The organism is Alteromonas sp. ABH4_457, from assembly GCF_056160625.1.
The window spans coordinates 383951-408447 of the sequence record NZ_JBSWXN010000004.1 but is presented as its reverse complement, the minus strand read 5'-3'; the positions used below and the strand labels follow the sequence as shown (position 1 = coordinate 408447).

General features: G+C 41.8%; 25 protein-coding genes and 7 tRNA genes. 19 read left to right on the top strand and 13 right to left on the bottom strand.

From position 1 onward, the window contains the following. Positions 1 to 15: 15 nt before the first annotated feature. Both ACXAGR_RS11970 and ACXAGR_RS11965 read right to left on the bottom strand, forming a co-directional pair. A complete protein-coding gene (locus ACXAGR_RS11970; protein ID WP_474850507.1) occupies positions 16 to 507 on the bottom strand; it encodes a helix-turn-helix domain-containing protein in 492 nt (163 codons plus the stop codon). A gap of 81 nt (positions 508 to 588) precedes the next feature. Continuing rightward, the gene (locus ACXAGR_RS11965) at positions 589 to 1092 is read right to left on the bottom strand and encodes a restriction endonuclease (RefSeq protein WP_474850505.1); all 504 of its coding nucleotides are present in this window, start codon (positions 1090 to 1092) and stop codon (positions 589 to 591) included. Positions 1093 to 1130: 38 nt separating this feature from the next. Between ACXAGR_RS11965 and ACXAGR_RS11960 the strand changes: the two genes are divergently transcribed. Beyond that, complete coding sequence (locus tag ACXAGR_RS11960; RefSeq protein WP_474850503.1) at positions 1131 to 1553, top strand: hypothetical protein; 423 nt, start codon at positions 1131 to 1133, stop codon at positions 1551 to 1553. Beyond that, positions 1550 to 2125 (top strand): ProQ/FINO family protein, encoded by a 576-nt coding sequence (locus tag ACXAGR_RS11955; RefSeq protein WP_474850501.1) that lies wholly within the window; start codon positions 1550 to 1552, stop codon positions 2123 to 2125. The genes ACXAGR_RS11960 and ACXAGR_RS11955 overlap by 4 nt, the downstream gene beginning before the upstream one ends. Positions 2126 to 2259: 134 nt before the next feature. On the opposite strand, the gene ACXAGR_RS11950 is transcribed toward ACXAGR_RS11955, so the two are convergent. After that, positions 2260 to 2928: a thioredoxin domain-containing protein gene (locus ACXAGR_RS11950; RefSeq protein WP_474850499.1), complete on the bottom strand. Its 669-nt coding sequence runs from the start codon at positions 2926 to 2928 to the stop codon at positions 2260 to 2262. Position 2929: 1 nt separating this feature from the next. Continuing rightward, positions 2930 to 3388, bottom strand: coding sequence for a hypothetical protein (locus ACXAGR_RS11945; RefSeq protein ID WP_474850497.1), 459 nt, complete (start codon positions 3386 to 3388; stop codon positions 2930 to 2932). Between the two features lie 118 nt (positions 3389 to 3506). Between ACXAGR_RS11945 and ACXAGR_RS11940 the strand changes: the two genes are divergently transcribed. From ACXAGR_RS11940 to ACXAGR_RS11915, 6 genes are all read left to right on the top strand, one after another. Continuing rightward, complete coding sequence (locus tag ACXAGR_RS11940) at positions 3507 to 3767, top strand: hypothetical protein (protein WP_474850495.1); 261 nt, start codon at positions 3507 to 3509, stop codon at positions 3765 to 3767. After that, a complete protein-coding gene (locus tag ACXAGR_RS11935) occupies positions 3764 to 4738 on the top strand; it encodes a Dam family site-specific DNA-(adenine-N6)-methyltransferase (protein ID WP_474850493.1) in 975 nt (324 codons plus the stop codon). Before ACXAGR_RS11940 ends, ACXAGR_RS11935 begins: the two co-directional genes overlap by 4 nt. Before the next feature lie 12 nt (positions 4739 to 4750). Beyond that, positions 4751 to 5056, top strand: a complete 306-nt coding sequence (locus ACXAGR_RS11930) for a 2Fe-2S iron-sulfur cluster-binding protein (protein WP_474850491.1) — start codon at positions 4751 to 4753, stop codon at positions 5054 to 5056. Between the two features lie 137 nt (positions 5057 to 5193). Then, positions 5194 to 7698, top strand: a complete 2505-nt coding sequence (locus tag ACXAGR_RS11925) for a putative bifunctional diguanylate cyclase/phosphodiesterase (RefSeq protein WP_474850490.1) — start codon at positions 5194 to 5196, stop codon at positions 7696 to 7698. A gap of 123 nt (positions 7699 to 7821) precedes the next feature. Next, positions 7822 to 8139: a hypothetical protein gene (locus ACXAGR_RS11920; protein WP_474850488.1), complete on the top strand. Its 318-nt coding sequence runs from the start codon at positions 7822 to 7824 to the stop codon at positions 8137 to 8139. A gap of 80 nt (positions 8140 to 8219) precedes the next feature. Continuing rightward, a complete protein-coding gene (locus ACXAGR_RS11915) occupies positions 8220 to 9350 on the top strand; it encodes a PRTRC system protein D (RefSeq protein WP_474850486.1) in 1131 nt (376 codons plus the stop codon). A gap of 48 nt (positions 9351 to 9398) precedes the next feature. Here ACXAGR_RS11915 and ACXAGR_RS11910 read toward each other — a convergent pair whose 3' ends face one another. Continuing rightward, entirely contained in the window at positions 9399 to 9917 is a 519-nt protein-coding gene (locus ACXAGR_RS11910) for a hypothetical protein (RefSeq protein WP_474850484.1), read from the bottom strand. A 125-nt stretch (positions 9918 to 10042) separates the two neighbouring features. Here ACXAGR_RS11910 and ACXAGR_RS11905 point away from each other — a divergent pair, with 125 nt between their 5' ends. After that, positions 10043 to 10789 carry an MBL fold metallo-hydrolase gene (locus tag ACXAGR_RS11905; protein WP_474850482.1) on the top strand — a complete coding sequence of 249 codons (747 nt, stop codon included), beginning with the start codon at positions 10043 to 10045 and terminating at the stop codon, positions 10787 to 10789. A gap of 39 nt (positions 10790 to 10828) precedes the next feature. Here ACXAGR_RS11905 and ACXAGR_RS11900 read toward each other — a convergent pair whose 3' ends face one another. From ACXAGR_RS11900 to ACXAGR_RS11890, 3 genes are all read right to left on the bottom strand, one after another. Continuing rightward, positions 10829 to 11944, bottom strand: a complete 1116-nt coding sequence (locus tag ACXAGR_RS11900) for a zincin-like metallopeptidase domain-containing protein (RefSeq protein ID WP_474850480.1) — start codon at positions 11942 to 11944, stop codon at positions 10829 to 10831. A gap of 201 nt (positions 11945 to 12145) precedes the next feature. After that, a complete protein-coding gene (locus ACXAGR_RS11895; RefSeq protein WP_474850478.1) occupies positions 12146 to 12781 on the bottom strand; it encodes a hypothetical protein in 636 nt (211 codons plus the stop codon). 2 nt (positions 12782 to 12783) lie between these two features. Then, positions 12784 to 15198, bottom strand: coding sequence for a PilZ domain-containing protein (locus tag ACXAGR_RS11890; RefSeq protein ID WP_474850476.1), 2415 nt, complete (start codon positions 15196 to 15198; stop codon positions 12784 to 12786). Positions 15199 to 15401: 203 nt separating this feature from the next. Here ACXAGR_RS11890 and ACXAGR_RS11885 point away from each other — a divergent pair, with 203 nt between their 5' ends. Then, complete coding sequence (locus ACXAGR_RS11885) at positions 15402 to 16430, top strand: hypothetical protein (RefSeq protein WP_474850474.1); 1029 nt, start codon at positions 15402 to 15404, stop codon at positions 16428 to 16430. A 27-nt stretch (positions 16431 to 16457) separates the two neighbouring features. Here ACXAGR_RS11885 and ACXAGR_RS11880 read toward each other — a convergent pair whose 3' ends face one another. Both ACXAGR_RS11880 and ACXAGR_RS11875 read right to left on the bottom strand, forming a co-directional pair. Beyond that, entirely contained in the window at positions 16458 to 16724 is a 267-nt protein-coding gene (locus ACXAGR_RS11880) for an HU family DNA-binding protein (protein WP_474850472.1), read from the bottom strand. 100 nt (positions 16725 to 16824) lie between these two features. Beyond that, the gene (locus ACXAGR_RS11875; RefSeq protein ID WP_474850470.1) at positions 16825 to 17370 is read right to left on the bottom strand and encodes a hypothetical protein; all 546 of its coding nucleotides are present in this window, start codon (positions 17368 to 17370) and stop codon (positions 16825 to 16827) included. 654 nt (positions 17371 to 18024) lie between these two features. On the opposite strand from ACXAGR_RS11875, the gene ACXAGR_RS11870 reads away from it, so the two are divergent. The 8 genes from ACXAGR_RS11870 (at position 18025) to ACXAGR_RS11835 (ending at position 18856) form a co-directional block, all read left to right on the top strand. Beyond that, positions 18025 to 18100, top strand: a tRNA-Met gene (locus ACXAGR_RS11870). 20 nt (positions 18101 to 18120) lie between these two features. Next, positions 18121 to 18195, top strand: a tRNA-Gln gene (locus tag ACXAGR_RS11865). Positions 18196 to 18200: 5 nt separating this feature from the next. Then, a tRNA-Cys gene (locus ACXAGR_RS11860) sits at positions 18201 to 18274 on the top strand. A gap of 6 nt (positions 18275 to 18280) precedes the next feature. After that, a tRNA-Trp gene (locus tag ACXAGR_RS11855) sits at positions 18281 to 18357 on the top strand. A gap of 5 nt (positions 18358 to 18362) precedes the next feature. Beyond that, positions 18363 to 18439, top strand: a tRNA-Pro gene (locus tag ACXAGR_RS11850). A 92-nt stretch (positions 18440 to 18531) separates the two neighbouring features. Continuing rightward, entirely contained in the window at positions 18532 to 18687 is a 156-nt protein-coding gene (locus ACXAGR_RS11845) for a hypothetical protein (protein WP_474850468.1), read from the top strand. A gap of 3 nt (positions 18688 to 18690) precedes the next feature. Beyond that, positions 18691 to 18765, top strand: a tRNA-Phe gene (locus ACXAGR_RS11840). Between the two features lie 14 nt (positions 18766 to 18779). Further along, a tRNA-Asp gene (locus tag ACXAGR_RS11835) sits at positions 18780 to 18856 on the top strand. A 15-nt stretch (positions 18857 to 18871) separates the two neighbouring features. Here the strand turns inward: ACXAGR_RS11835 and ACXAGR_RS11830 are convergent. Next, positions 18872 to 19300: a hypothetical protein gene (locus ACXAGR_RS11830; protein WP_474850466.1), complete on the bottom strand. Its 429-nt coding sequence runs from the start codon at positions 19298 to 19300 to the stop codon at positions 18872 to 18874. A gap of 104 nt (positions 19301 to 19404) precedes the next feature. On the opposite strand from ACXAGR_RS11830, the gene ACXAGR_RS11825 reads away from it, so the two are divergent. After that, on the top strand, positions 19405 to 21231 hold the full coding sequence (locus ACXAGR_RS11825; protein ID WP_474850464.1) for a 1-acyl-sn-glycerol-3-phosphate acyltransferase: 1827 nt from the start codon (positions 19405 to 19407) through the stop codon (positions 21229 to 21231). 76 nt (positions 21232 to 21307) lie between these two features. On the opposite strand, the gene ACXAGR_RS11820 is transcribed toward ACXAGR_RS11825, so the two are convergent. Both ACXAGR_RS11820 and ACXAGR_RS11815 read right to left on the bottom strand, forming a co-directional pair. Beyond that, positions 21308 to 22585 (bottom strand): DUF6638 family protein, encoded by a 1278-nt coding sequence (locus ACXAGR_RS11820; protein ID WP_474850462.1) that lies wholly within the window; start codon positions 22583 to 22585, stop codon positions 21308 to 21310. Then, a complete protein-coding gene (locus ACXAGR_RS11815; protein WP_474850460.1) occupies positions 22578 to 24476 on the bottom strand; it encodes an ATP-binding protein in 1899 nt (632 codons plus the stop codon). The genes ACXAGR_RS11820 and ACXAGR_RS11815 overlap by 8 nt, the downstream gene beginning before the upstream one ends. Between the last annotated feature and the right edge of the window lie 21 nt (positions 24477 to 24497).

Genomic DNA, 24497 nt, shown 5'->3' with positions numbered 1-24497 from the left:
AGATTCGTCACCCTTCTACATCACTTTTTTAGTCTTTCGTAAAATTAACGCCAAGTCCGTATTCTGCTTTTCCAGTGTCGACGCAAGCAGTCCAATCATTTGTTTCGCCTTGCGCAGTTCTGAGGAAGCATATGCGAGATTTTCAAAATCAAGTTTTACAGAAACAGAAAGTTCCGCGCACAGATCAGAAGAATGACATTCAAAAAGCTTACAGAAAAGCTCGATAGCAGATGCTCCAATCACCCTCCTTCCAGACAAGTACAGGTTCAGCATCGCCTGAGATATCCCCATAATTTGGGCCGCGCCAGAACACCCTCCCCACTTATCTTCACCACGCATAAATAAACTTCTAACCCGATGCGTCAGTTCAACCTCGGCATCAGAAAAGCCCTCAAAGGGACGAATCTTACCTTTAACCTCTGGAAGCTTAGGGGGAATTTTAGCGCAATCCTTATAAGGTAAAGAATCATCTTTCCCTCCACTAATCAAACGGAGATGACATGCCATAATGCTCTTCTCATGCTGTTGTAACAAATAGATAATACGTAATGATATAATACTACGTTAATTTTTTCTTCAGGGCAATTTTCATTTTTTAAGTAGCTGCGCCCCATTTATTAATGTTACGGAGTGTCTGGAGGCCAATTCCATAGCCTGTTTAGTAAATCTGGCGCTTGTCACAATATGAACCTCATTGAACTGCCCTCTGTTATCCATCAGCACTCCCAACATCTCCCTGACAATCTTGACGCCAACAGGCTTAGAGTAATGCTTAACTTGAACTAAAGCAGATACACTCCCCTTTTTTGCAATCAAGTCAATTCCTCCATCAGCTTGGGCACCACCCTGCCTTTTTACACGATACCCCTTCTCTTTATAATATTCTTTTGCAAGTACCTCTAGTTGACTCCAGTTTATATTCTTAAACCCTCCATCCCTTCTCACGGCACTGAGTACTTTTTTTCGGCCAAACGCAAGATAGAGAATTACAGGGACGGCAAAAAAATACAGCAGACAGTAATAATCTTTGCTACACAATCCACAATACTGCATCTTCGCTATAGACAGAGAAATCCAGTCAGAAATTACCATAAAATAAGTAGCTCTCTTTATATTTATGAAGTATTATAATGGCAATGAATACGACAGCAAACCCTTTTTCCATCAAAATGAATTCAGGCTGGGGCGGCACAGAGTTTGTCGTGATGGATGCCAATAACGTGGCATTATTTAGAGCTGGCACCATAGAGTTGGCCAGACTTGCACTTGCCTTAATGCAGGAGCCGGACATGCCGTTCGCCGTTATTGATAACAGGATTCGATTAAAGCCGATCCAATATTCCATCATCAATTCTTTAGTAACTAAATACAGAGCAAGTAAGCCACTTAGAAGAGAAGAGCTTGGTGGCTCCGAAATTCAACTCGGCGAATCCATTGCGCTATCGTTCTCCTCCGGAGTTGCGGATATCAACGGAAAGATTACGCCATTGAGAAATTTTAGAACGTTAGAAGAGATTTTTATGCAAGCTACAAACCCAGAGAACCTCTCATGAAAACAATAACACTTAAATCTATTCGCAAGAGAAGCCCCGTAGAGCACTCAGTCAAAGACGTCGGTGACATAGGTAAATCACTCAGAAAGAGAAAGCTAAAGATCGTCGTAAATAAAGCGAAAAGAGAAGACTCGGAAAGGCCACCCTCAGGTGGAATTGCCGAAAGATTCTGTCAGGATGCTAAAAAACATGCAAACGCGAATAAAAATAGGCACGATGCGAGACAGAGATTTAGTATTGACTCAACAAACAAACACAAACTTGCGCTGAGAGAGCTGGAAAAGCACTTTCCTAAGCTCTTTAATCTAAGCAACCCGAAGCCACTGGCAATTGGAATTCGAGAGCAAATGCTGGCCATTGCAGATCTGCCCGTCTCAAAGAAGAAAGTAAGGCTTGGTCTGTACTTTTACTGCAACTCACATCAGTATCTGTCTTGCATTTGCGAAGGAAAGAAGCGGTATAACGCGGCGAACAAGAGTGACGGCAGAGTTACGAAAGAACAGCAGGAAATTGCTATTAAGCAAATCAAGCAGTTGTTCTCAAAAATTCGAAACAGTCAAAAGAAAAAATAGAGTACGCACCTTAATTTATCCACAGGAAGCCCACAGTTTCTGTGGATAACCAGCTCTATAGGTTATTAAAAAAGCGGCTACCCATAAAGGTTACCGCTTATTTTTCGTCACCATGCCACTTGCTGATAAATCTCTTACTCAGCTTTTTTCATACTCAGTAGGTGATCCACCACCTTGGGGAAGTCTGCCGTGGGATTCACGAGATACCTGCCTCCTACAATGATCGCAGGAACTCCGCTGACCTCACCACTTGCAGTAAACTTAGACACAAATGCAAAGATATTTTTGGCTTCATCACTATCCTTCAGCTTATCTAGCGTTTCAATAGAAACCCCCTTTGACTCCAGAAACTTGGCAGCATTTTTTCTGTCCAAGCCATCTTCATGCAACGCCTGCATGTACTCCCTGCCAACGGTCTCATCCAACCCCATTTGTCGCAGCGACACCCATATATTGAAATCAAATCCAATAAATCCATCTTTCGAGGGAACATGAAATTTGTTAATTTGCCAGTTTTTCTGCGATAAATCAGTTTTTTCCGATGCCATAAATTGTTCAAGACTGTAGCAGTGAGGGCATCCATACCAAAAAAGCTCAACTACCGAGTCAGCAGGCACGCCCCTAACCTTCTCTATGACCATATAGTCCCTACCCTCAGTAATTGTAGTCAATTCAGTATTAGCAACAGGCTCAGTGGTGGACGAAACTGATGGGGATGACATCAACCAACCTGCTGTGCCTGCCGCACCAGCGGCAGCGAGTAGTGCAATACCTGCAATAGTGGAAAGATTTTTTTTAGCCATTTTAGTTATCCTCTGAACGTGGGGCCGATACTTGAATTACAAAAACCTTACAGTCATCCGAATCATTGATTGTGCAAGGGAGAACCCCCTTTCGGAAGGAAACTGCCATATCCAGCTGCTTCATTGCCTTATAAGAATCCATACTCACTACAGAACTCTCTTTATCGGCATAAAAAGTGGCTTCAAGCCCCTTTAGCTCAACTTTCATATCGCCTATGAGATCTGCAAGACGCTTATCTACAATCGTCGCATGTTTGTTGCCAAAAGAAATTGAGGCTGAAGAAAGGCCATACTTATCAACCTTTGCACCAGCCCTTTCCATTCTTGATAAAGTATCAAACACTCGACCTATCTGATACGTATGCTGCGCCGAAACCAAGCTTTCTTCTTTTGCCGAAACATCTGCCAGCAAGCCGAGCGTCAGCACTGCGATGGCGGCTGTATATCTCTTTATAACCATAAAATACTCCTGAAATATCGAACCATTTTAATTATATGAAGTATTAAATCAAGATAAAGTTTGTTGCTACCCCCCTATGTAGTGGTATCATAGTGTTTCCATTAAGAGGTATTTATCTATGTTTAAAAAATCCACGCAGTCAAACCATGCGGAAAATGGTCAGCTTAAAGCCATTAATTTCATTGACAAGATTCTTGCTACTGCAAGCGTTATTTACGGCATACTCGGAGTTACTGGGGTATTGCAGATTCAGGAGAGCTGGTGGAATAATCCATTGTGGTTTCTTATCGGCGGCACCGCTAGTCTTGTTATTTCAATTTTTGATCTACCCCAATTGTTCCTCAATAAAATGCGCAGAAAAATGGTGGTCTCACGATGACCATCGCTATCAAAACATGTAAAGAGGATGCCGGATATTTCCGGCCTGTTCACAAGATTCAGGGAGCTAAGTTTGACCTACTTCCACGCATAGCTAAGTCCGTACTTAAAGCTGGCCTTAGTGAGGATTCAATATGGGTGGAGCCTTTCATGGGAACTGGCGTTGTAGGCTTTAACTTAGCGCCAAAAAGAGCATTCTTCTATGATATCAACCCCCATGTAATTAACTTATATCGCGGCATGAAGGACGGCAGCATTACGCTCAATTCACTTGCATTAGCCTTAAATTATCATAAAGCACAATTCGCAAAGTTTGGTAATGAGCACTATCTAAAAATACGAAAGGAATTCAATGAGTCCGGCGATCCCATGCTCTTCTTACTGATAAACCGGACATCTTACAATGGGGTAGTCAGATTCAGTAAAAAATCAGGCTTCAATGTTCCCTATTGCAAAAACGACAAAAAACTAACTGACAGCCTTATCGACAGCCTGATGGAGTCATTTGCAAGAATTTCCAACCTTATCCGTCAAAATGACTGGCATTTTGAGGTCGCAGATTTCAATTCAGCCATAAAGAAACACGCTGACGACCCTCGCGCTCACTATTTCTGCGATCCACCCTATGTCGGGCGTAACACCCAGTACTACACTGGCTGGACGATGGCAGAGGAAGAGTCGCTATTTCAAGGTCTGGACAACTCGAAAGGCGCTTTTACCCTTACTACGTGGCACAGCGATTTTGTAATTCCTAAAATCACCATCCACGAGACAGTTGGTGAGAACACCATGAGCAAATGCCAGTATCTCAACAAGTCAGTCCGACGTGGCAAACCCACAAATGAAGCCTTTATTAAGTACTGGAGTCATTTTAGTAATGACACCTTTATTCATAAATACCTAGTAGGCGGTGGGTCGAAGCGGATTGGTATCTTTGAATCAATAGTTTACAGAAATAAATGTAATTTATAAGGGGTATTTATTATGTCTTTTGCAAGGATTATTCATAAAGTTAAGCTCTCGGGTATTGATACATCCAACGGCACCTCACTACTTGACATTGTTAACGATCATGTCGCTGGCCAGAAAGATGAACATGGCAATGAAATTAAAGCAATTGAATGCCAGTGCCGTGGTGGGTACTGCGGGATGTGCAAGGTAAAGGTGGTTGATGGCGAATTTGAAATGAACGAAGATGCATTTAAAGAGTTATGCATGGATGATAATGAAACTCTCGCGTGCTCAACTAAGATAAAATCGTCCACTATAGAAATTGAATACGGCTTCTAGTTGTTCATACTTTGTGCAAGCGCTTGTTTCTCCGCCAGTATTGGATAAAATAAACGCCCTATTTGTTGCCAACTATTACCATTGGCGATAAACTTAGGGCGTTTTATATTACAACAACAATATTTGAGGACACTCCTATGGCTCTTCGTAAGGTGCCAGTTTTCAAGAGATGGGTATCGGGTATTTTCTTTGCAGGGGCTACCCTGTTTATGCTTGCGTGCGCCTATCAGAGCATGGGGCAGTATGCAAACAAAGCGGTATCAGCAGAAAAGCTTTTAATTCAAGAGCTGAGTAAAAGCACCAAAATACTTGATCAAAAGTTAAATAAAGCCTCTTTTTTATTAACTGACTTTACACCTTCCGTTATAAGCGAGGTTTTCGCTTACAGTAAAGACTTAGGCATTGATATATTCGCCGTAGAATCAGAGAGCTTTTCCGGAGTGTCAATAAGGACTTCAGCGGCGATCTGGAATGCATTTGATGCCGCTGGTGAAAATACTGACATTCTTAACAGCTTAAACAAAATTTTACCAGAATCAGATATCTTACTGAAAGACGGTCACTACTATTCGATATCCTCTAGGGATATATTGTCTTCATCAGAAGAACTTATTGGTAAGATTTATTTCGGTAGTCGACTAGACAATGTTGTATATGAGGTGGAGCAAACAGGGGTTGAGTTAGTTTCCGCAGAGACCAGCAACTGGCTTGGACTTAAGAATAAAACTTCGAACAAGGTCTACAGCGGCGGACGCGCATCTCCACTATACACAGCCCCTTCAAGTATTTTTGCTGATCATGCTATAACAGCATCAGCGATGGATTTTGCACTTGCCATACTGATGAGCGGAGGAATTCTTGTTTTGTACAGAGTTTTTTCAGAGCAATCCATAAACTTGCCGCATAAAAACTTATTACGTGTACTTGATAAAAAAGAAACTTTAACCGAAATAGACTGCCCTGAGACATATGGGATATTCCGCAACCTTGTTGAGACAATCAATAAAAAGATAGCTTCAATAGAACATCACCTGACCATACATACTGATACTCTCAATGCACTTGAATCCCCATTCGTAGTGCTTGATGCTGACAACCGAATAATTCTTGAAAACCCCGCATTTCAAGATAACTTCCTGTCCGACGAGGCCAATCTCATTGGAAAAACAGTAAAAACAATCTGGAAACAGATCCCTAATGACGGTGACGTAATCGAAATACTGAATAAGAATAATGTACGTAAGGCATTCAAATGCACCAAGACAGATTTTTTGCTGAAAAACAATCCAGCAACTCTAATTTCATTTGCAGACGTGTCAGATTTAGTAGCACTTCAAGAAAAAGTAAGCTCCCGTTTTATCACTGACGAACTAACAAGCTTGTATACGAGAAATTACTTTACCGAGTTATCCGAAGCAAAGATAAAGGACTCCCCTGTAGGCGCTGATCATTATTTTGCTCTTATTGATATCAACAATTTCAAAATACTAAATGATTCCGCAGGGCATGATGTCGGAGACATGATCCTCATGGAGCTGGCGCATCTAATCAGTGGCCACCTTGATCAAGATGACATAGCTGGCAGAATGAGTGGTGATGAATTCGTCATTCTTTTTAGCAATAAAACAGAAGCCGAAGTAACCAGCTCGCTGACTTCAATTTACTCTGCCATTAAAGGCTATCGAATCACTCACTGCGACACAAAAATTGGTGTATCTGCAAGTATCGGTGCCAGCAAGTGTATCAGCAATGGAAAGAGCAAGGACGTTAGGGCGCTTTTACAACAGACAGACTTAGCTGCAATGACTGCTAAAAAGAACGGATCTGTTTTTAAGCTCTACGAATCCGATGATACAGATATCATGTTCTACAGAGAGGCACCCATCTGGATAAACAAAATAAAAAATGCAATAGCCAATGATCGCTTCGAGCTTTTTGTTCAGGAGATTCAACCTCTGAACAACAATCTACCTCTTCACACTGAAATTCTACTCAGAATGCAAGATGACAAGGGAGGGTTCTACCCCCCTAACAAGTTCTTCGAGGTAGCAGAAACCTTTGGATTGATGAAGGATATAGATGAATGGGTCGTTACCCACAGCTTTCAAAAGATTCTTGATGGCACATTATCTTCAAGAGTGTCTATCAACTTGAGCGCAGAAACACTCAAAGACAAAAGTCAGGTTGAAAAAATAATAGGTTACGCGGATTTCTACAAAATAGAGATGTCGGACATTGTTTTTGAAGTAACAGAGACGATGGCAATAAGCGACTTAAATACAGTAGTTTCGAACATTAATCTTCTGAGAATAAAGGGATTTAACATTGCTTTAGACGACTTTGGGAGCGGCTACTCAACCTTTAATTACATCCAAAGCATTCCCGCTGACTACCTCAAGATTGACGGAAGTTTTGTGAAGAACGCGGTTAGATCCGAAAAGGACAGAGAGATCATTAGTAACATGCTAACCTTGGCTCACCGTCTGGAAATGCATTGTGTTGCTGAGTTTGTAGAAGATGAAGAGACCAAAGCTATGCTTGAAACACTAGGAATTGATTATGTTCAAGGATACCACATCCATAAGCCAGAGAAGGCAAGTACATGGGGTGAATACCGCAGAGCATTGAAAGCCGCATCATAATATACCATTGTATGTTTTTAGATCCGTAAAAGTGATTGAATCAAAGCAAAAAATACGGCCAATTTTTTGATTATCCTATTTCAAAAAGGTACTCTTTAATCACAACAGCAACTGGAGTGGAAAATGAAGCCACTTAACAATGAATTTGAAACAGAGTTAGACGATCTGCTCAGCACCATGAAGACTTCACTGGAAGATGCGGAATTTTACGCAAAAACTATGGTGGAGCTGAAAATGGAAATAACCCCCCTCTCCCGAGAAGAAATGGCACTGGTGAACAGAAGCAATTCACCTGAAGAGCTTACGGCAGAAGAGAAGGAAAAAGTTAAAACCATTATCGCAAGATCTCAGTTCGAAGCGGAGATACAGGATGACAAGATTAAAGCTTATCTCTTTCAAGCAAACAGAACAGTCTCCACTCCAGAATTAATGATTCACTAGGCTCAATATCTGAGCCTTTCATTGACAAAAAAGCGTGTAAGTGATATTATAAGTGTAATTTATTTGTTTAAGGTTGTATTATGTTAACTCAGAAGCTAATTGAAAGTCGTTTTAGTAAAGATGTAGTGTCCGCGTTTCTCAACATGCCTGCCGATGCTGAACTCCCTGTTCTCAAACGAGAGCGTGTCGTCAGGGCGCTGGATATTGGATACGGTTTTACGAAGTATCAAAAGGGTTTTGACAAAAATGGCCTGCCTATTTGCGACCTTTTCCCTAGCCTGCCAGTTCAAAGCAAAACAAGTAACCTTTCTGGCGGATTTTTTCAAAACCGCGACACTAAATCTATCGAGTGGAGTGGCCTTAGCTGGGAAGTTGGCCCGTCCACCCCCGAAATTAAAGGGCCAAACGACGTTCGAGCTTTGCATAATAATTTCATTAAGACCGATAACTGGCGAGTTCTTTTCTACGGTGCGCTGCTTTACATGGAGACGCCCGTTATTGATGATCTTATTCTGGGTCTCCCTGTAACGGACATGACAGAAGAGAATATTAAATGGATCACCAAAATAACAGTCGGCGAGCACAAGATTGGTGAAACAGTAGTCACCATTAATAACGTTAAAGTCATTCCCCAGCCACTAGGCGGACTTTACGAATATGCAATCACTTCCGGTAAGTTTGATATATTCAACAGATCAAAAACGTTGATTGTCGATCCCGGATATTTGACCTACGATTTTCTTGTAACCAACGGATTCATCGTTATGGACAAGCGCAGTGGCGCTAGAGCTGGCGGTATGAGTTCAATCATACATACAATTATTCAGGGACTGAACAAAGCTCAAAATATCGACTTTGAAGAAGCTGACGATATCGATCATGCTCTAGCTATTCACAAGCCTCGGACAGATGGGACAGAGCGAAAAGTAGTAATGTACGGCAAAGAGTTCTCTCTGGAACCACATATCATGAATTGTAAACCCGTGCTTGAGGCGTCAATGAACTACATGCTTAACGCTATCGGAAATTCGAAAGATATTAGTCAGGTTGTATTGAGTGGTGGTTCAGGAAGACTGTTCCTCAATTCATTAAAGCAACAGTTTCCCAAGCACGATATCACCATTCTTGACAGTGGTATTTTTGCAAACCTCGTTGGATTTGCTTACTGGGGAATGCTGGATGCTTTACGCGAGGATTCTCAGTTAAAATAAAAATGCTTTGTTGAAAATTCGCGGGGGCTAAACACAGCCCCCGCTTTTTTATCTTAAATGCTTCTGAATTTCCGCTTCACTCTTACCTTTTACTAATCCATTCAGGTACTTTATTTCACGGCTTGGATGATACTCCTTAAGATCTTCATCTGTTGTTTCATATAGCTTCAGTAGCAGGGCAAGCTTTCGTTTACCTGTTAACTTCCCTGTTTCGGAGGATATATTAGACAAGCAAATTTGATCAGCGACCCTCCTGATCTCATCAGAGTTTAATGCTGATGTTAAAAATAGATCGATAAGAGTAATGTCATGAGTATCAATGGCGTAGTCAAGCGCGGACTGCTCCTTTAAAGAAAGGTAAGGCTTCGCACCCATCCTCAGCAAGGCTTTCGCAAGAACATACCTATGATAATAGCTTGCATCAAATAAAAGATCCTCCAACCCAGCATCGGGAAATCTAACCCTCACCTTTTCAATCTCACTGATCACGCTTTCATCCGCTTTACTTATCAAAAGAGAAATCCGATTGAGTGAGTCTTGCTGGGTAACACTTTCGACAGAAACCATAATCATTAACCGTGTAAGTCAGGAATACTGTTTCAAATTAATAGATAATCCTCCAATAAGCAAGAATAGTATTGTGCGCAAACAGCAATACTGTAGAATATACAGAGTATTAATAAGAGGTATCTATGAGTAAAAACTTAAAAGATAACAGTAAAAAAAGTATACAGTTACAGTTTTTAGGGACTGGCAATGCAGGCAGTACAGAGTTTGGTAACTCGTCAGCAGCGCTAACGCTACCTAGCGGCAAAATTATGGTACTTGATTACGGATTTACTGCCCATCAAGCGTTTTTATGTAGATACAAAAGAATGCCGGATGCTGTCTATATAACTCATCTTCACCTAGATCATGTAGGTGGCCTTCAATCCCTCTTTTACAGCAACTTTTTTTCCGGCAACCCCCCTATCAAGCTATTTGTGCATGCAGAACTAGTTCCCAAACTACAGAGCATTCACGCATGTTTTACCAACTTAATTGCTGAGGGTGCTGTGAATTTTTTTGACGCTTTTCAACTTATACCGGTAAACGAAGGATTTTGGTATGAAGGTCTATATTTTGATGTTTTTGAGGGTCGTCACCATGCACCTAAATTTTCATTCGGTATAGCACTAAGAGGTCGTTTTGTCTTCACTGGTGACACGAAGCCAATCCCAGAAGCATTAAACATGTATGGCGCTCAAGGCGAGGTAATATTTCACGACCTTTCGATTAGGAAACAACCTTCCCACACCTACCTTGATGAGCTGGATGCTTACGGAGATGAGCGGAGAGAGCAGATGGTATTTTATCATCTCCATAGTGAGTCTGATCGAGATTTACTGAGGCAGAGAAATATAAAATTTGCTTCGGAAGAGCAGATATACATACTATAGGGAGGGCTGTAATGCCCTCCATTTTTAGTATTAGGATACTTACAATTCTAAAGCACTTTCCTTTAGTTCTTTTGAAAACTCCATCTTTAAGGCCTTCTCAAGATAGCCCACTGCCTTTTCAGCTCTTGAGGCTGCTACACTGATTGCTTTTTTATTATCCTCAAGCAGAGAAATCCATGTATTAACCATACTGGAATGAAACTGAATGTTGGTAGCACTAAATGCATCCACACCTGATTTTAGGCACAGAAACACTGAGCCTAATTCTGCAACCAGTTCTTCTTCTGCAATCATTTTCATGTCATATTCACCATTCTTATTTTGAACAGGTCGATTGAGTCTACCCTCTCCGCCCGTCCAATGTACAAGTTGATGCATAAGAGCACGATAATAACCGGTATCAGAGACAAAGGCGTTAATCCTCGGCATGGTAATAACATCTTTCTCTCTGTCAAAATCTGGCTCATGGAGATGAGAATGCTCTATCTTTACAGGAGATTTTTTAATTATATTCTGCACAATATGCCTAAGCCTTTCATCTTGAGTTTTTCTCAGGACATCCTCATTTACTATTAATCCTGCGTTATTTCTTTTCTCCATCCACTTTTCTGGTACATGAGACATCTGCTCAACATTCCACACGCTGTATGTTTGTTCGTACCAACGCTCAGAAATACCTTCTTCTCTTATTTCTTTCTGCGTAGGTATTGTTCTGACTCTGCCATTCTCGACCTTTTGCCATTTCGCGCCCTGACGATCCTTATAAAATGGGGAATTATAAACGACAAACCCGCAAGATTTCTGTCCTTTCAAGGGATGGTTTACAGAAGATAGTGAAAATTCCTTGTTACTCTTATCTCTCACCTTTGCCATATCTTCATCGGAGATCCCTGCTACTTTACTTGCTTGTGCAAACGTTAAAAATGCGTTGCTTTCAAACTGATGCTTGTCTTTCATCATCATACCAAGCAATACATTCAGGCCCGTATATCCCTTGCCGGTGAACAGGTTGGTGGGGGATGCAAAATCCGAATTTTTATACTGTTGTACCCATGGTATGACACCACTCTTCAGATTATCAAGAATTGCGTCTGTTACTTTTTGCGATACATCAACTTTTACCGCTTTTTTCTTAAAGCTTTTTCTTGCTGGCATTAGAGTTCCTCCTGAGAGGGGAATTCGTCAAAGCAAAGATCAGGAAGAACCTCCTCCTTATCAATCGCATTTACTAATACAATATCAGAATCAAAAACGTCGTCATCAGACACAGAAATACTATTACACATATAAATACCTTATAGCGTCACATAAACCAAGGTTATTATACCATGTATTAATTATGGCGTGGTAGTGTGATTATTCTACAGTTAAATAGTAGGTGTATAATGCGACCTTAGGATTCTGAGCTTTAACTGATACGATAGGAGTAAGAGATTGATCAGAAGACTGCCGAGCACTTGTACAAACAAGTTGGTCTTGCATCACCCCCAATAATTTTCTTACAGAGCCGGTAAGTTCTCCTATTTTTTCTCGCCAAGCTATTTCACCGCCTGTAACAGCCCCTTTGGAAATGACTTCCCTAAGCCGTTGTTGAGTGAGATTTATCTGTTCTAAAAGTAGCGAGGGGGCTGCAATCGTGAATACAGAAGTTAATGACTGTGAATTTAATTGAAAATTAACCTGAGAGGCATTAAGTCCGTATTTTTTCAATGTAAGCAGGTCAGCCATATTAAGCACAGTCTTATCTGATAAAGATCGTGAAATTCTCTGCACCTGCGTTAATCTGACCAAGCATTCCTCTAAAAGAGGATCATCAGGCGTACCGTAGCAGTCCACCCCCCACTGATCGACCTGATAAGCAATGTTTGATGAGTCCGTACCAAAGGAAAACGACAATAATTCACCAGCCAGACTGAAATGTGCCTGAGCAAATATTTTCATCCCCTTGCCTACTAACCCAATGGGCTGGACTTGTTCCGATACTCCAGACATAATTATTGTTTACCAGAGCAGGTAAACATCTCATATAAATCTGTGATGTCTGTTAAATCAAGATAGCCTATAAGGGATGCAATCTGGTTATTTAGCCGCTGTGCTTTGAAGAGAGAGTAATCTTCAAGATAGCGCAATTCATCACGATAGTATTTACTAAACGTTCTTATTTTGCTCGCCACAGAAACGTTAAATACAGATACAGAACCTTCAGTTTGATCTGAGAATTTTTTTATCGCATCAAGCGGTATGTTTTCCTCTGACACAAAGACACCACTGACTTCATGACCTTTTGATACCACCGCCATGACAAAGCTGTGGTTCATGTCTTTGTCTTTCGAATGCAAAATCTTTGAAACCTGACTCAGTACAGACTTGCTAAAAAACACATCCCGAAAAGCTTTTGATGTCTCACCATGATGCTCCGAAAAGAAAGCTTTTGCATTACCACCCAAACAATCACTTAATGAAACTTTCCTGACTACAGGGTTGCCATCCTTTTTTGTAAAAAACGCAGGAATGGTCGGCTGGGCGTGGGCAGCTATATTCCTGAACATGCGTCTCATACCATAGTGTGGCTCAGCAGATCCAACGACCTTCAGGTTGTCGATATTTTCAGCGATAAATTTATCAAAGAAAGCAACACCCACAAATCCCTTATTATTAAGCGCCTCGGCTCTGATAACATTACCTTTGCACGATATAACTTTGTAAAAGACCTTTTTCAGATCAAAGTCCGCTTCTTTTACTGCCAGTTCAGGGAATGCACAAGCAAGGACATCACCTTTTCTTAATATCATTTCGTCATTCGCCTTGATAGCGATACCGTGGACGGAAACATCCAGCGTAACACCCTCAAACATTTTACCATTCACACTGACTACTATGGGCGTTGAGAGATGAAAACGATCTTCCTTTCTAAACTCACTGGACTCAATCTTTGAGGCATTCAAGCAAGAAAAGCGATCCCTTCTTAACGCATAAGAATTACAGGCCTGAACATTGGCCTTCGTTAACTGCGCGTCAGACAAAAGCACCTTCTCTTTGCGAAAAATACTGACAGGGGTAATAGAGAGCACATCACTAAACTTGGCCGCTTGCTTATGCAATTGAGGAGAGTAGCGATATACATCTTCACCGCCCAATTCTCTATGCACTTCTCGCGGGAGCGAAGAGGTAATGAATGCACTACGCTCGGATACTTGGCTTCTGGCTACTTTAAATATATATGCATCCTCTGAATTGCATGCAAAAACCGCGAATCGAGCAGATAGATCATCACTTATCAGGGTACTAAAGAATAAATGAGAGCCATCTGCGCTACGTCGACGAACCACAACCCACCAAGAGGATTTTCCAGTTTCGACATTATCAAAAAGACGATCCTTTAAAATAAGAGACGGCAACTGACTCTTGTCAAAGTGGCCAAACCACCCAAGTAAGATTGTCGATGCGTCTGAATACACGGCATGAGATACTTCCCCCTGCCCGTCATTAAGAACATACAAACTCTCATTTCGCGAAAGGTAAAGCTGTTCAAGTGCTTTACTCTCTACAGATCTTACGGTGTTATCAATACTTACTTTATATCGCCTTTTGTTTGCGAAGATTAAACGCTTAGAAAAAGCAACGAACTCAGAATGACAAGGCAAAGAAAGTTGAGAAAGTGCGGTATAAAAAAAGTCATTCTCGCTCAAGGAAGCAACAACTCTGTATGCAATATACTTCTGCTTAAAACAAAACTCTTTTTCAAAATCAGTAAATCTTACCAACACAATACTGCCTGTGGCGTAAGCCTTTTTAGACTTAAATTTTAGCCCTGACAAACTTATGTTTGAAGTCACGGCTTCAATGTAAGGCTTACCCTTTACAGGTAGCGTCGACACCTTATGGTTCAACAGCTCTGCATCTAAGTCTTTAAAATCATTCGAAACATCAACCACATGAATTCTAACACCAAGATTCATCCGCTCCTCTGAGCGGCTAAATACATTTTGAAGCGGAGAGATAGTTATGTTGGTATATGTATCCTGATTAGCCCTGATGGACTCCTTATTAAGCTTAAAATTGGAAATAACACCTTCATATACGCCGAAGGTATATTCACCATTATATGCGTCAAGAAGGCGGTGAAACTCTTGTTTACTTTCAGCATCAAGGATATGCTCCATTCCTTCATGTTCGAAGTGCTCAAACTCTACAACAGATGAAAACGGGCGCAGATCTATCAGTCTCGAACATGGCTTGGAAAGACGTCTGATCTGAGTTTCAACAAAAAAACAATTGGATGGCGAGGATATTGCTCCGAGACTTCTCTTAATTTTCCATCCAAGCCGTGAAGACCCATAATCATACTGATGAGCTGATACAACCTTCTGCAAGGTAGCCTTAAGTTCAGGTTTCGAGCCTACTAACATGAAAACTCCGATACTGCTGCTGTTTAAAATACTTCGTATATAAAGCCGATTATAGTGAGCAACAAGAAATATGCAACTTAATTCAATTTTTCCTCCATATGCCACTCATAAATTCGGGAAAAATGAACATTCATTCTCAAAAGGGGTTTGGCGCAATCCAGAGATAGTATATAATGGTGTTACTAATTAAGTGGTACTTTATTATGAGTGAGTTTATGAGCAATAGTGTTTCATCTTTAACCGATTCAAGTATCGTTTCTCTGCGCAAATACAATGAGAGTACATTAAGCCTTTGTCATGGCGCTCTGCGGCGCAATGCAAGCTCTCGAACTTTCATGCAAAACGGTATGGCAGACCCTGCAAGGAACCTTGTTGATCGTGTCATTGAGCAATTAGACAATTTATACAAGCTTACACCTAAGTCTGATGAGGAATCGTATGGCTATGTTGTGCCAAGACTCTTATTGCGAAGTGATGAAGAAAAGCGTTTCATATCAACTTTAAATCATTATATTTCTGCTATTCAGAATAAGAAAAATCCTTTTTACTGCACCTTGCTCGTGAAATATAACGACGGCTCTACAGGCAAGTGGGAAAGAGGGAAAGTCAATACAATAGGCGGCACACTTACCAGTGAAAACCCACTGAAGCTTCATGGGCTTTTGAGCATGATTTTAAAATCAAATAAGCAGGAGGGAAAGATATCAATCCCCTCTCCTCTGATATTGTCAAAGAAGTCCCTGAAAGCAGTCTCCAATGAAAATATTGCAATGAACTTCTCATCAACCTCTACTGACATGCTAAAATCAGTGACCACAACCGAGCAACTTAAAGAGTTTGCAACCAGCATCACCGGTTATGCAGAGGCTCTTAAAATTAAAGAAGAGTCCTTGAAGATCAGGCAGAGCACATTGCTATCGATTTATAAATCATCACCAAGTATTGAGGTTGAGGAGCTTATTGAAGATTGCAATGCAAAAGCACTTGCACTGGGAAAAGAAGAAGACGAACTCAAGTCGCTGCTAATAGAGCTGGAGGATTTTGCCTTCGAATGGTTTCATGACGCAAAGTTGATACGTGCAGATTTATCTGATGCTGAGGAAATTATCGACGAACTGGAGCTATTGGACGGAAAGGTAAATAACTTTATCATTGAATCAAAAAAAGTTTCACATATCAGTAAAAAAAGCATTACAGAACCGTCAGGCTACCAACACGGATTATCTAGGTAAAATTAATGAGGGCTAACCGCCCTCATTTTATTTAGTCAGCAGATTTTTTGCGCCTTTCCATGTAGGCACTTTCGCTGCGGCAATTGTCATCGGTTCGCCAGTTTGAGGATTCTTACCTTGCCTTTCCTTGCGCTCCTTTACGGAAAAAGTGCCAAAACCGATAAGCACCACTGACTCACCACTCGCCAATGCACTTTGAGTGGAAGACAAGATACTATCCAATGCGGATTTTGCTTCTTTCTTGCTAATGTCTGCACCTGAGCTTATCTTGTCAACTAACTGCGATTTATTCATCTTCGATATGTCCTTGTTTTATGATTTCCTTAGTCAAGCACATATAAAGCGACTTGTCACGAGTACAGGACGCTTTTAAAGGCAGTTCCAGACAGGGTGATTAATAGTTAAGCGGCACTCGGGATACCGTCTCCACAAAACCATGAATAACAGCCGTGTTCGGATCTTCTATTATGAGAATAGCGTGAGAGTCAGCAACGGATTCGTAAACCGTAACAACCATGAAAGGAGGAACACTATCTGCCCCCGAAAATGCCGATAATTCAGTAAGCAGCCTGCGATTCAAATCCTTAAATACACTGATGCCATCTATTGACTCCACGAAACCTGACTGCATATCCACAAGAAGCCGCTCCACCTGCCTGTAAGATTGCAGATTGTGCGAATGAAAATGCTTTTTGCTAAACCTTGCTGCATCAAACTCGTTTTCGAACAGATACTCACCATCAAACAAAAAAGGAAATCCGATGTACTGAGGATTAAGCGGGTACATCGCTGAAAGATACTCTGCACCTTTTGACTGCCGGAGTGTAATAACATGCTCATCCGCATATTCCTTGTCACTAATCACATCCACTGTCGTACAACCCGAAGCGCACAATACAACACATGCAGTCATTAAGGACATATTAATAAATCTTCTCATGCGACTGGTGCCTTAATTATCTGTTTTAGAGAATCTACGAAGCTTTTACCTGAAGACAGTGAAAAATAAAAGTAAAGCGGTACGGTAACAAACCATAGTGCAGATAGCACGGATGCAGTTCCTATAGAAACCTTCTTCCCGCTCGGCTTCGAGGCAGAGAATGCCTGAATACCAATGAATGTAATCATAAAGCAAATTGAAAACATGTGTGCCATGTAAAGTACTCCATATGATAGATTTTCCCATTATGCCAGATTAGTGGGCAGTAGAAAATAAAAACTCATTGACAAATAATTATTTAATGATATTATTGAAAGGTAAATTCATCATAGGAGTCGTCATGACTATTCTGTTAGGCCAAAACCAAAACCCCATCCAGCCATGCTTTATATGGCAGGATTGCTTTTGCATGCCTGAAAGTTAGTGACCTCTTCACCAAGAGACCTGCTTTCAGCTTAGGACAGGTCTCGCAGAAAAGCCCCTTGTGAGTACTGTTCTCATAAGGGGCTTTTTTATGCTTTTAATAAATGGCAGGGGATCTCTTGTGAGATTTATAAGTTATTGAAAAATAACAAAAAAACATGAATTTGCTGTTGACATGGCTAATTTGGTTGATATAATAGGTACTATGAACTCAAGGAGAGAGTTTAGAGTTTCTGGGAAGCATGGGTGGCATTATGCAAACGCCTCATAAGCGTCAGTTCGACGGGTTCGAGTCCCTCCCCAGAAACTGTAAACTTTCGAGTTTAATGGGGTATAGCCAAGCGGTAAGGCATCGGGTTTTGATCCCGACATGCGCTGGTTCGAATCCAGCTACCCCAGCCATATTTGCACGCATGGCCGAGAGGTTAGGCTGCGGATTGCAAATCCGCCTACGTCAGTTCGATTCTGGCTGCGTGCTCCAGTTTGTAAGGGTGTAGTTCCAATTGGTAGAACAGCGGTCTCCAAAACCGATGGTTGGGGGTTCAAGTCCCTCCACCCTTGCCAATTTCCGGTGTGTAGCGCAGTTTGGTAGCGCATCTGCTTTGGGAGCAGAGGGTCGCAGGTTCAAATCCTGTCTCACCGACCAATACAAGAAGGCGTCACCGCAGCAAGAGAAGTGCGCTCCGTTTCGACGGCGAAATTTATAAACAGGTATCAGTAACATGTAAGGAGAAAGCGATGAAACCATGTGTAGATAATAAGAGTGTCAGCGAAATAGTGGATAGTTTATTTATGAACGGGATGACACCCGCAAAATTCTACGGCATTGATACAAGCCTTATTGAAGCCGTAGAAATGAGTCATCCCGAGATTTCAAAACAATACCCACGTTAAATCGCCCTGTTAGCTCAGTTGGTAGAGCGGCGGACTGAAAATCCGTGGTCACAGTTTCGATTACTGTACAGGGCACCACTAGTGTTAAATGAGGAGCGGTAGTTCAGCCGGTTAGAATGCCTGCCTGTCACGCAGGAGGTCGCGGGTTCGAGTCCCGTCCGCTCCGCCATTTCGCATTTTAAACTTACACTCCTGAAGATGAGGCTTTGCTTGGAAAAGGAAAGGCTTTATTTGCAACTGATACAAAGTGACGAAGTGCAAGAGCACTTTGGCCTAACATCTCCGTATTCATCCCCTTGTCAGCAATGGAGTTTAGTTTCGATACAGCCATGGTTTCTGAATCTGAAAAGCGGTTCATTATCACATCCTTGAATGTTTCAAAGTTCTCATAATTTCCGTAGTATCCATTCCCATGGCCTTCGCCGAAGCGCTGGAAAACCATTCTCAGTAGATAGCAAACACCTAATTTGGTGGATGACTGCGATTTTTTCTGTTTTGAAATCAGCATCGATCTTAAATTCTGTTTGCCTCGGCCTGAAATCAGATTGTTAATCCATAATAGTTCTTCTTTAGGAATATTGCGCTCTTCGGAAGTTAGATTCGAATGACTCATAATAAATAATACCTCGTATATATATTTTGAGCATAGTATCATCCTAAAAATCATCCCTCAATGGATGTTTGAGTGTTTCGGGTGTTTTTTGATATGAGGTATCTATGAGTCAATTTTCTCTACTTAAAAAGAAAAGCTTTGCATCATTTTTTGTGACACAAATGTTTGGCGCAATGACAGACAATTTATTTAAGCAAACAGTAATCATGTTGATCACATTCCAGTTGGCGCTGGATAACGGCGCGATATGGGTAAATGCAGCTGCGGGAATTTTTATTCTACCCTTCTTTCTTTTTTCAGGATTAGGAGGTCAGTTATCAACTAAATATCCGAAAGCTACGGTGATAAAATTTCTTAAGATGGCAGAATTAGGGATCATGGCGATGGGAGTTGTAGGACTGCATTTCCAGAACCTTATGATTTTGTTAGTCACGCTATTCCTCATGGGACTACAGTCAGCGATATTCGGCCCAGCCAAATACAGCATCCTCCCCGAGCAGATAGAAGAAGGAGAACTGGTAGGAGGAAATGCGCTTGTGGAAACCGGAACATTTTTAGCAATTCTACTGGGAACCATTCTGGGATCATATCTTATTGTAATGGATGGCGGGGCGTTTTATGTATCGACAGCAATCCTATCCTTCTCAGCGATTGGTGTGTTGGCGAGCTGGGGAATTAAGAGCATTCCCCCGTCTTGCAGAGATCTTTCTATTAATTTAAACCCGATACTCTCGACCAAGAACTTATTTGACGCCTTGCGCAAAGAATCGAAATCAGTCTTTCATAGCATAATCGCAATAAGCTGGTTTTGGCTGGTGGGAGCAACAATCTTATCCCAACTCCCGACCCTAGCCGCCAGTATTGGGGGGGATGAAACAACAATAGCAGTGATGCTGACGATGTTCTCAATAGGTATAGCGGCAGGTTCTTTAACTTGTGAAAAAATTTCTTTTGGCAGGGTTGAGATTGGTCTTGTGCCAATTGGTTCATTCGGACTTAGTATTGGTGTTTTGCTTTTCGCAAACAGAGCAGAGACCTTGGTCGTCGTTGGCGGGGGCATTGATATACTTGCGGCTGCTATGCTGGTGGCAACCGGATTCTTTGGTGGGATCTTTACTGTTCCGCTCTACGCGCTACTCCAATCTCGTGTCAAATCAGAGAACTTGCCCTCTATCATTGCTGCCAACAATATGCTTAACGCAATGTTTATGGTCGCCAGTGCCATCGCTGCCGCCATACTTATAGCTGTTTTGCAATTCAGTCCGATGGAGATTCTATACACTGTCGCAATTTTCAACCTGATAGCAACGGTTATCATTTATAAGAAGGTGCCTGAATTCGCGATCAGATTGATCGCTTATCTATTAAGCAACACAATGTATCGCGTGAAAAAAAGCGGTTATTCTAACATCCCAGACACAGGAGCTTGTATCATAGCGCCAAACCATGTTTCTTTTGTTGATGCAATTTTGCTTTTTGGAACTCTGCACCGCCCACTCAAGTTTGTGATGTACGAACCAATCTACCGGATACCAGTACTCAATTGGTTCTTCCGTCAGATAGGCGCTATACCTATCGCATCTATCAAGGAAAACAGGAAGGTATTCAATACAGCATTCGCTAGCATTGATGCTGCACTCAAGCGGGGCGAAGTGGTTTGTATTTTTCCTGAAGGCAAGCTCACTGCGGACGGAGAAGTAGATGCCTTTAAATCAGGGATATTCCACATCGTGAAGAAAACCCCCTGCCCTGTAATTCCAACCTACATAGACGGACTTTGGGGGAGTATGTTCTCCCGAAAAAATAAAGTGAGACTTCCGCGTTTGAAATGGAGCAAAATAAAAATAAATTTTGGTGAGTCAGTTGTACTGGAAGACTTGGATAAACATTCTTTGAGAGAGAAAGTCATATCACTACGTGATAACTGTTGAGCGGATACAATTACTATTAGCGTAAATATAAAAGCGGATGCATTTTGCGTCCGCTTTTTGGGTTGCAAGAACAAGGTCAGATATTGCACGTTGTGTTGTACAGATCTTCTATAACCTCTTTTCCGTTCAGAATATAATTGCGAATATATTTATTCTTCTCTTCTGACCAGCTTTCAGACAATTTCTCGAAACGCTCTCTGTTAAAGACAAACAGCCTGAAATAGCTATAGGTGCTGAAGTTGCATAGCAAGTGACTTATTAAGCCCTTTAATGCATCAGGGAGTTCTGGATGAACCTGAGTAGTATACCACTTGAACTTAGGCTTCCTGATCTTCGATTCGCGTCCATTTGCCAAAGCGGTAACAAGCTCTGAAAGTAGCGCAAAATCTTCACCCAACGCACCATGATTGGCGTAAATAAAGTTTTTGATGTTAGGTACGTCTAATTCACTTGTAACCGCCACACCTTTTCTTCGGCGGTAAAATTCATCGAGTACAGAGTGATACTGTTTCAACTCAAATGACTCTATGCGAGACTCAAGGATTTTCATGTCGATATCTTGGAGCCAATGCCTTTCATTTAAAAAGGAGAATACAGCATCCTCATCCTGAATAAAAATAACGCTTGCGTCTTCAAGGCCTTGTTTTTTTATATCAAATTCAGGGTCGCAGACGATCACAGAGAGTTTATCTTTCTCTGAAAACACGTACATCCCCCCAAAATGTCGGGTGTAGTAACTATGTCTGCGATAGCTAAAATTCCTTGGAAGAATGGCATTCTTTAGAAGCGAACCACAGCGATGAGAGTGTTCGATAATTTGATCGAGCATATCGTCATCATCCCAGATGTCGTTTTCCAATACACATGCCACCTTAGACATGCATTCATCCGTTTCGCGCAAAAGGCCGTTAGCTGTATCCACTTTGATATGGATCGTATTGCTGCTGATAAGGTCGCCAGCAGAGATTGGCTTGAACTGCTTGTTATCCAGCTCACCAATCACAGCATCTTTAGCCGTAAGGCCGGAGAGAGACTTGAAGTTCTCAGAGTAAAACCCCTTCAAAGAATACATTGTGCTCGAAAAATGTGTCGACACAATATCAGCTTCAACCTGCTCCATAGTGATCAGAATAAATTTCTTATTCACGCCATGGGCATCAAGATAGTCAGGATCTTGAAGTTCCTCTGCAATTTCCGGACTAAACCCAGAACAGTCGACATGAAAGGATGTCAATGTTGTTTCTTTTCCTGTCAACTCTTTGAGTGCCGCGTTATAACGCGACACCAGCTTAGGAGAAACAATATGCGTCAGATTGCCGTACTCATAGAATACGTCATCAAAAATATTATTCACTATCACCTCCTTCTTCCGCCTCATTTGTATAACGTTTCAACGCCTCTTGACGAATAGAGATTGAACGCACCTCTGATTTAATTGCGGCTTCATCAGAATTCCCAGAGTAGCGGAACTCACTGTCAGCATATCGATGCAGTTCCTGAAGCAGCATTTCAGGGGTTACCTTTTTAAAGAAGCCGGAAATCATTTCTACCTTCTTATCATAAGGCTGGTGAAGAAATACTTCTGGATTTTCGAACCATTCATCAGGCAGGTCGAAATCTGCCGCCCTTGTTTTTGCCGCATCAGCAATGTTTTTCGCGGCACGTCCTGTGAAGCGCGGCTCAACCTTTTGAATCGCATCCATGTAAGCACCGAAGTCTTCGAAAGTGGTGATCTCACCGTTCTCTTTAATGAAACCCTCGTAAACCTTGCGAAGAGCTTCAGTTTGAGGTTCATTGTGTTGAGAGTACGTTTTTTGAATGGCACCTTCGATGGCTTGGGTTTCAAACAGAGTGGCTTTTCCATCGCCAATATCAGCGCGAGAAGAAAGAAGCAGTGACAACAGGTCAGCAAAATCCTCTTTAGTTTTCGGGCCATCAATCACATAACGGGCTGCTGCACGCTGACGAAGTGCGTCGTCCACATTCTCAGGGAAGTTAGAGAACATGCCGATGGTACAATTCCCACGCACGATGGTATTTGCACCTGCGAGAGATTCCATCAGAATTGCAGTAACTTCTTGTTGACCAGCTGAAGAACTTTTGTCGCCGCGCTTACCCGCAATCTGGTCGATATCATCAATGGTGCCGAAACAAATAGCGTCCGGATTCGTTACGTTACGGATAAAGTTCTTGGCATTCTGGCCAGACTTACCCTGATAGGAGTCAATCTGATCAGCAGAGAAGTTCTCATAATAGAATGGATAACCAGCAATCTGACAATAATCATTGAGTAACCCACAGAGCATCTGAATCAGTGTCGTCTTACCGGTGCCGGGGTTGCCATCACCCATAAAGGTAAAGATAAAGCCACCCATCTCAACAAACGGATTTTTCCGCGCATGAAAATCATAGCACATCATCATTTTTGCCAAGCGCTTCATTTGATACTTTGCAATTCGGTTACCGACCACTTCTTCTGGTTTTTTGAAAATCATAGGCAGCATCTGCTTTTTTGTGCCGCCAGTCAGGTCGAAGCCGGAGATCTCAAAGTCCCACATTTCAGTCCGGTATTGAACACCAGTAAAGGCTTCAGCGTAACGCAGTGATGACTCATGCAAGCGTAGTGCTTCGATATAAGAGAGTGCATAGGCTTTCACAAGCGGATGCAGTTCAGCATCTGAAGGATTTTTTTCAATAATCAGGTTGTTCAGACCGTATAAGAACGAATTGCATAGTTCAATCGGGTTGCCGAGTGAAACTTCGTGCTCACAAGCCAGTGGCGGAAGGCCTGCCGTGGAATCTTCTAACGTCGACTGCACATAGTTTGCAAAAGTAAATACACCGGCATAGGAGCTGGTGGCTCTCAGTTCTTTGTATTGAATCTTCGCATCGCCCTCAAGAACACGGTTCATATGCTCTTCTTTGAGACGCTCCAGCGGTGTGCTTCGCTCAAATGCCTTAAGAACAAAGGTGCAAAGCGCCAGACCTTGTTGCAAAGTATGCATCAGGCTGTGTTGAGCCTTTGAAAGCAGCTTGCTTTCATCACTTAGTGAATTCAAAGTCTCTTCAATACTGAACTTGGCGGATGGGCCAGATACTGAGCCACCGAAAGCCTGTGCTGTAGAAAATGAACGGCCTTCAGTCTTCTTTTGGGATGAAAATGTCGTACTGCGAAGCATCCCGTAGCAATCCGACAGATATTTCGTTAATTCTGAGTCTTTGATCTCAATGAGATTTCTTTCCATTTTAAATACACCTTAAATTAA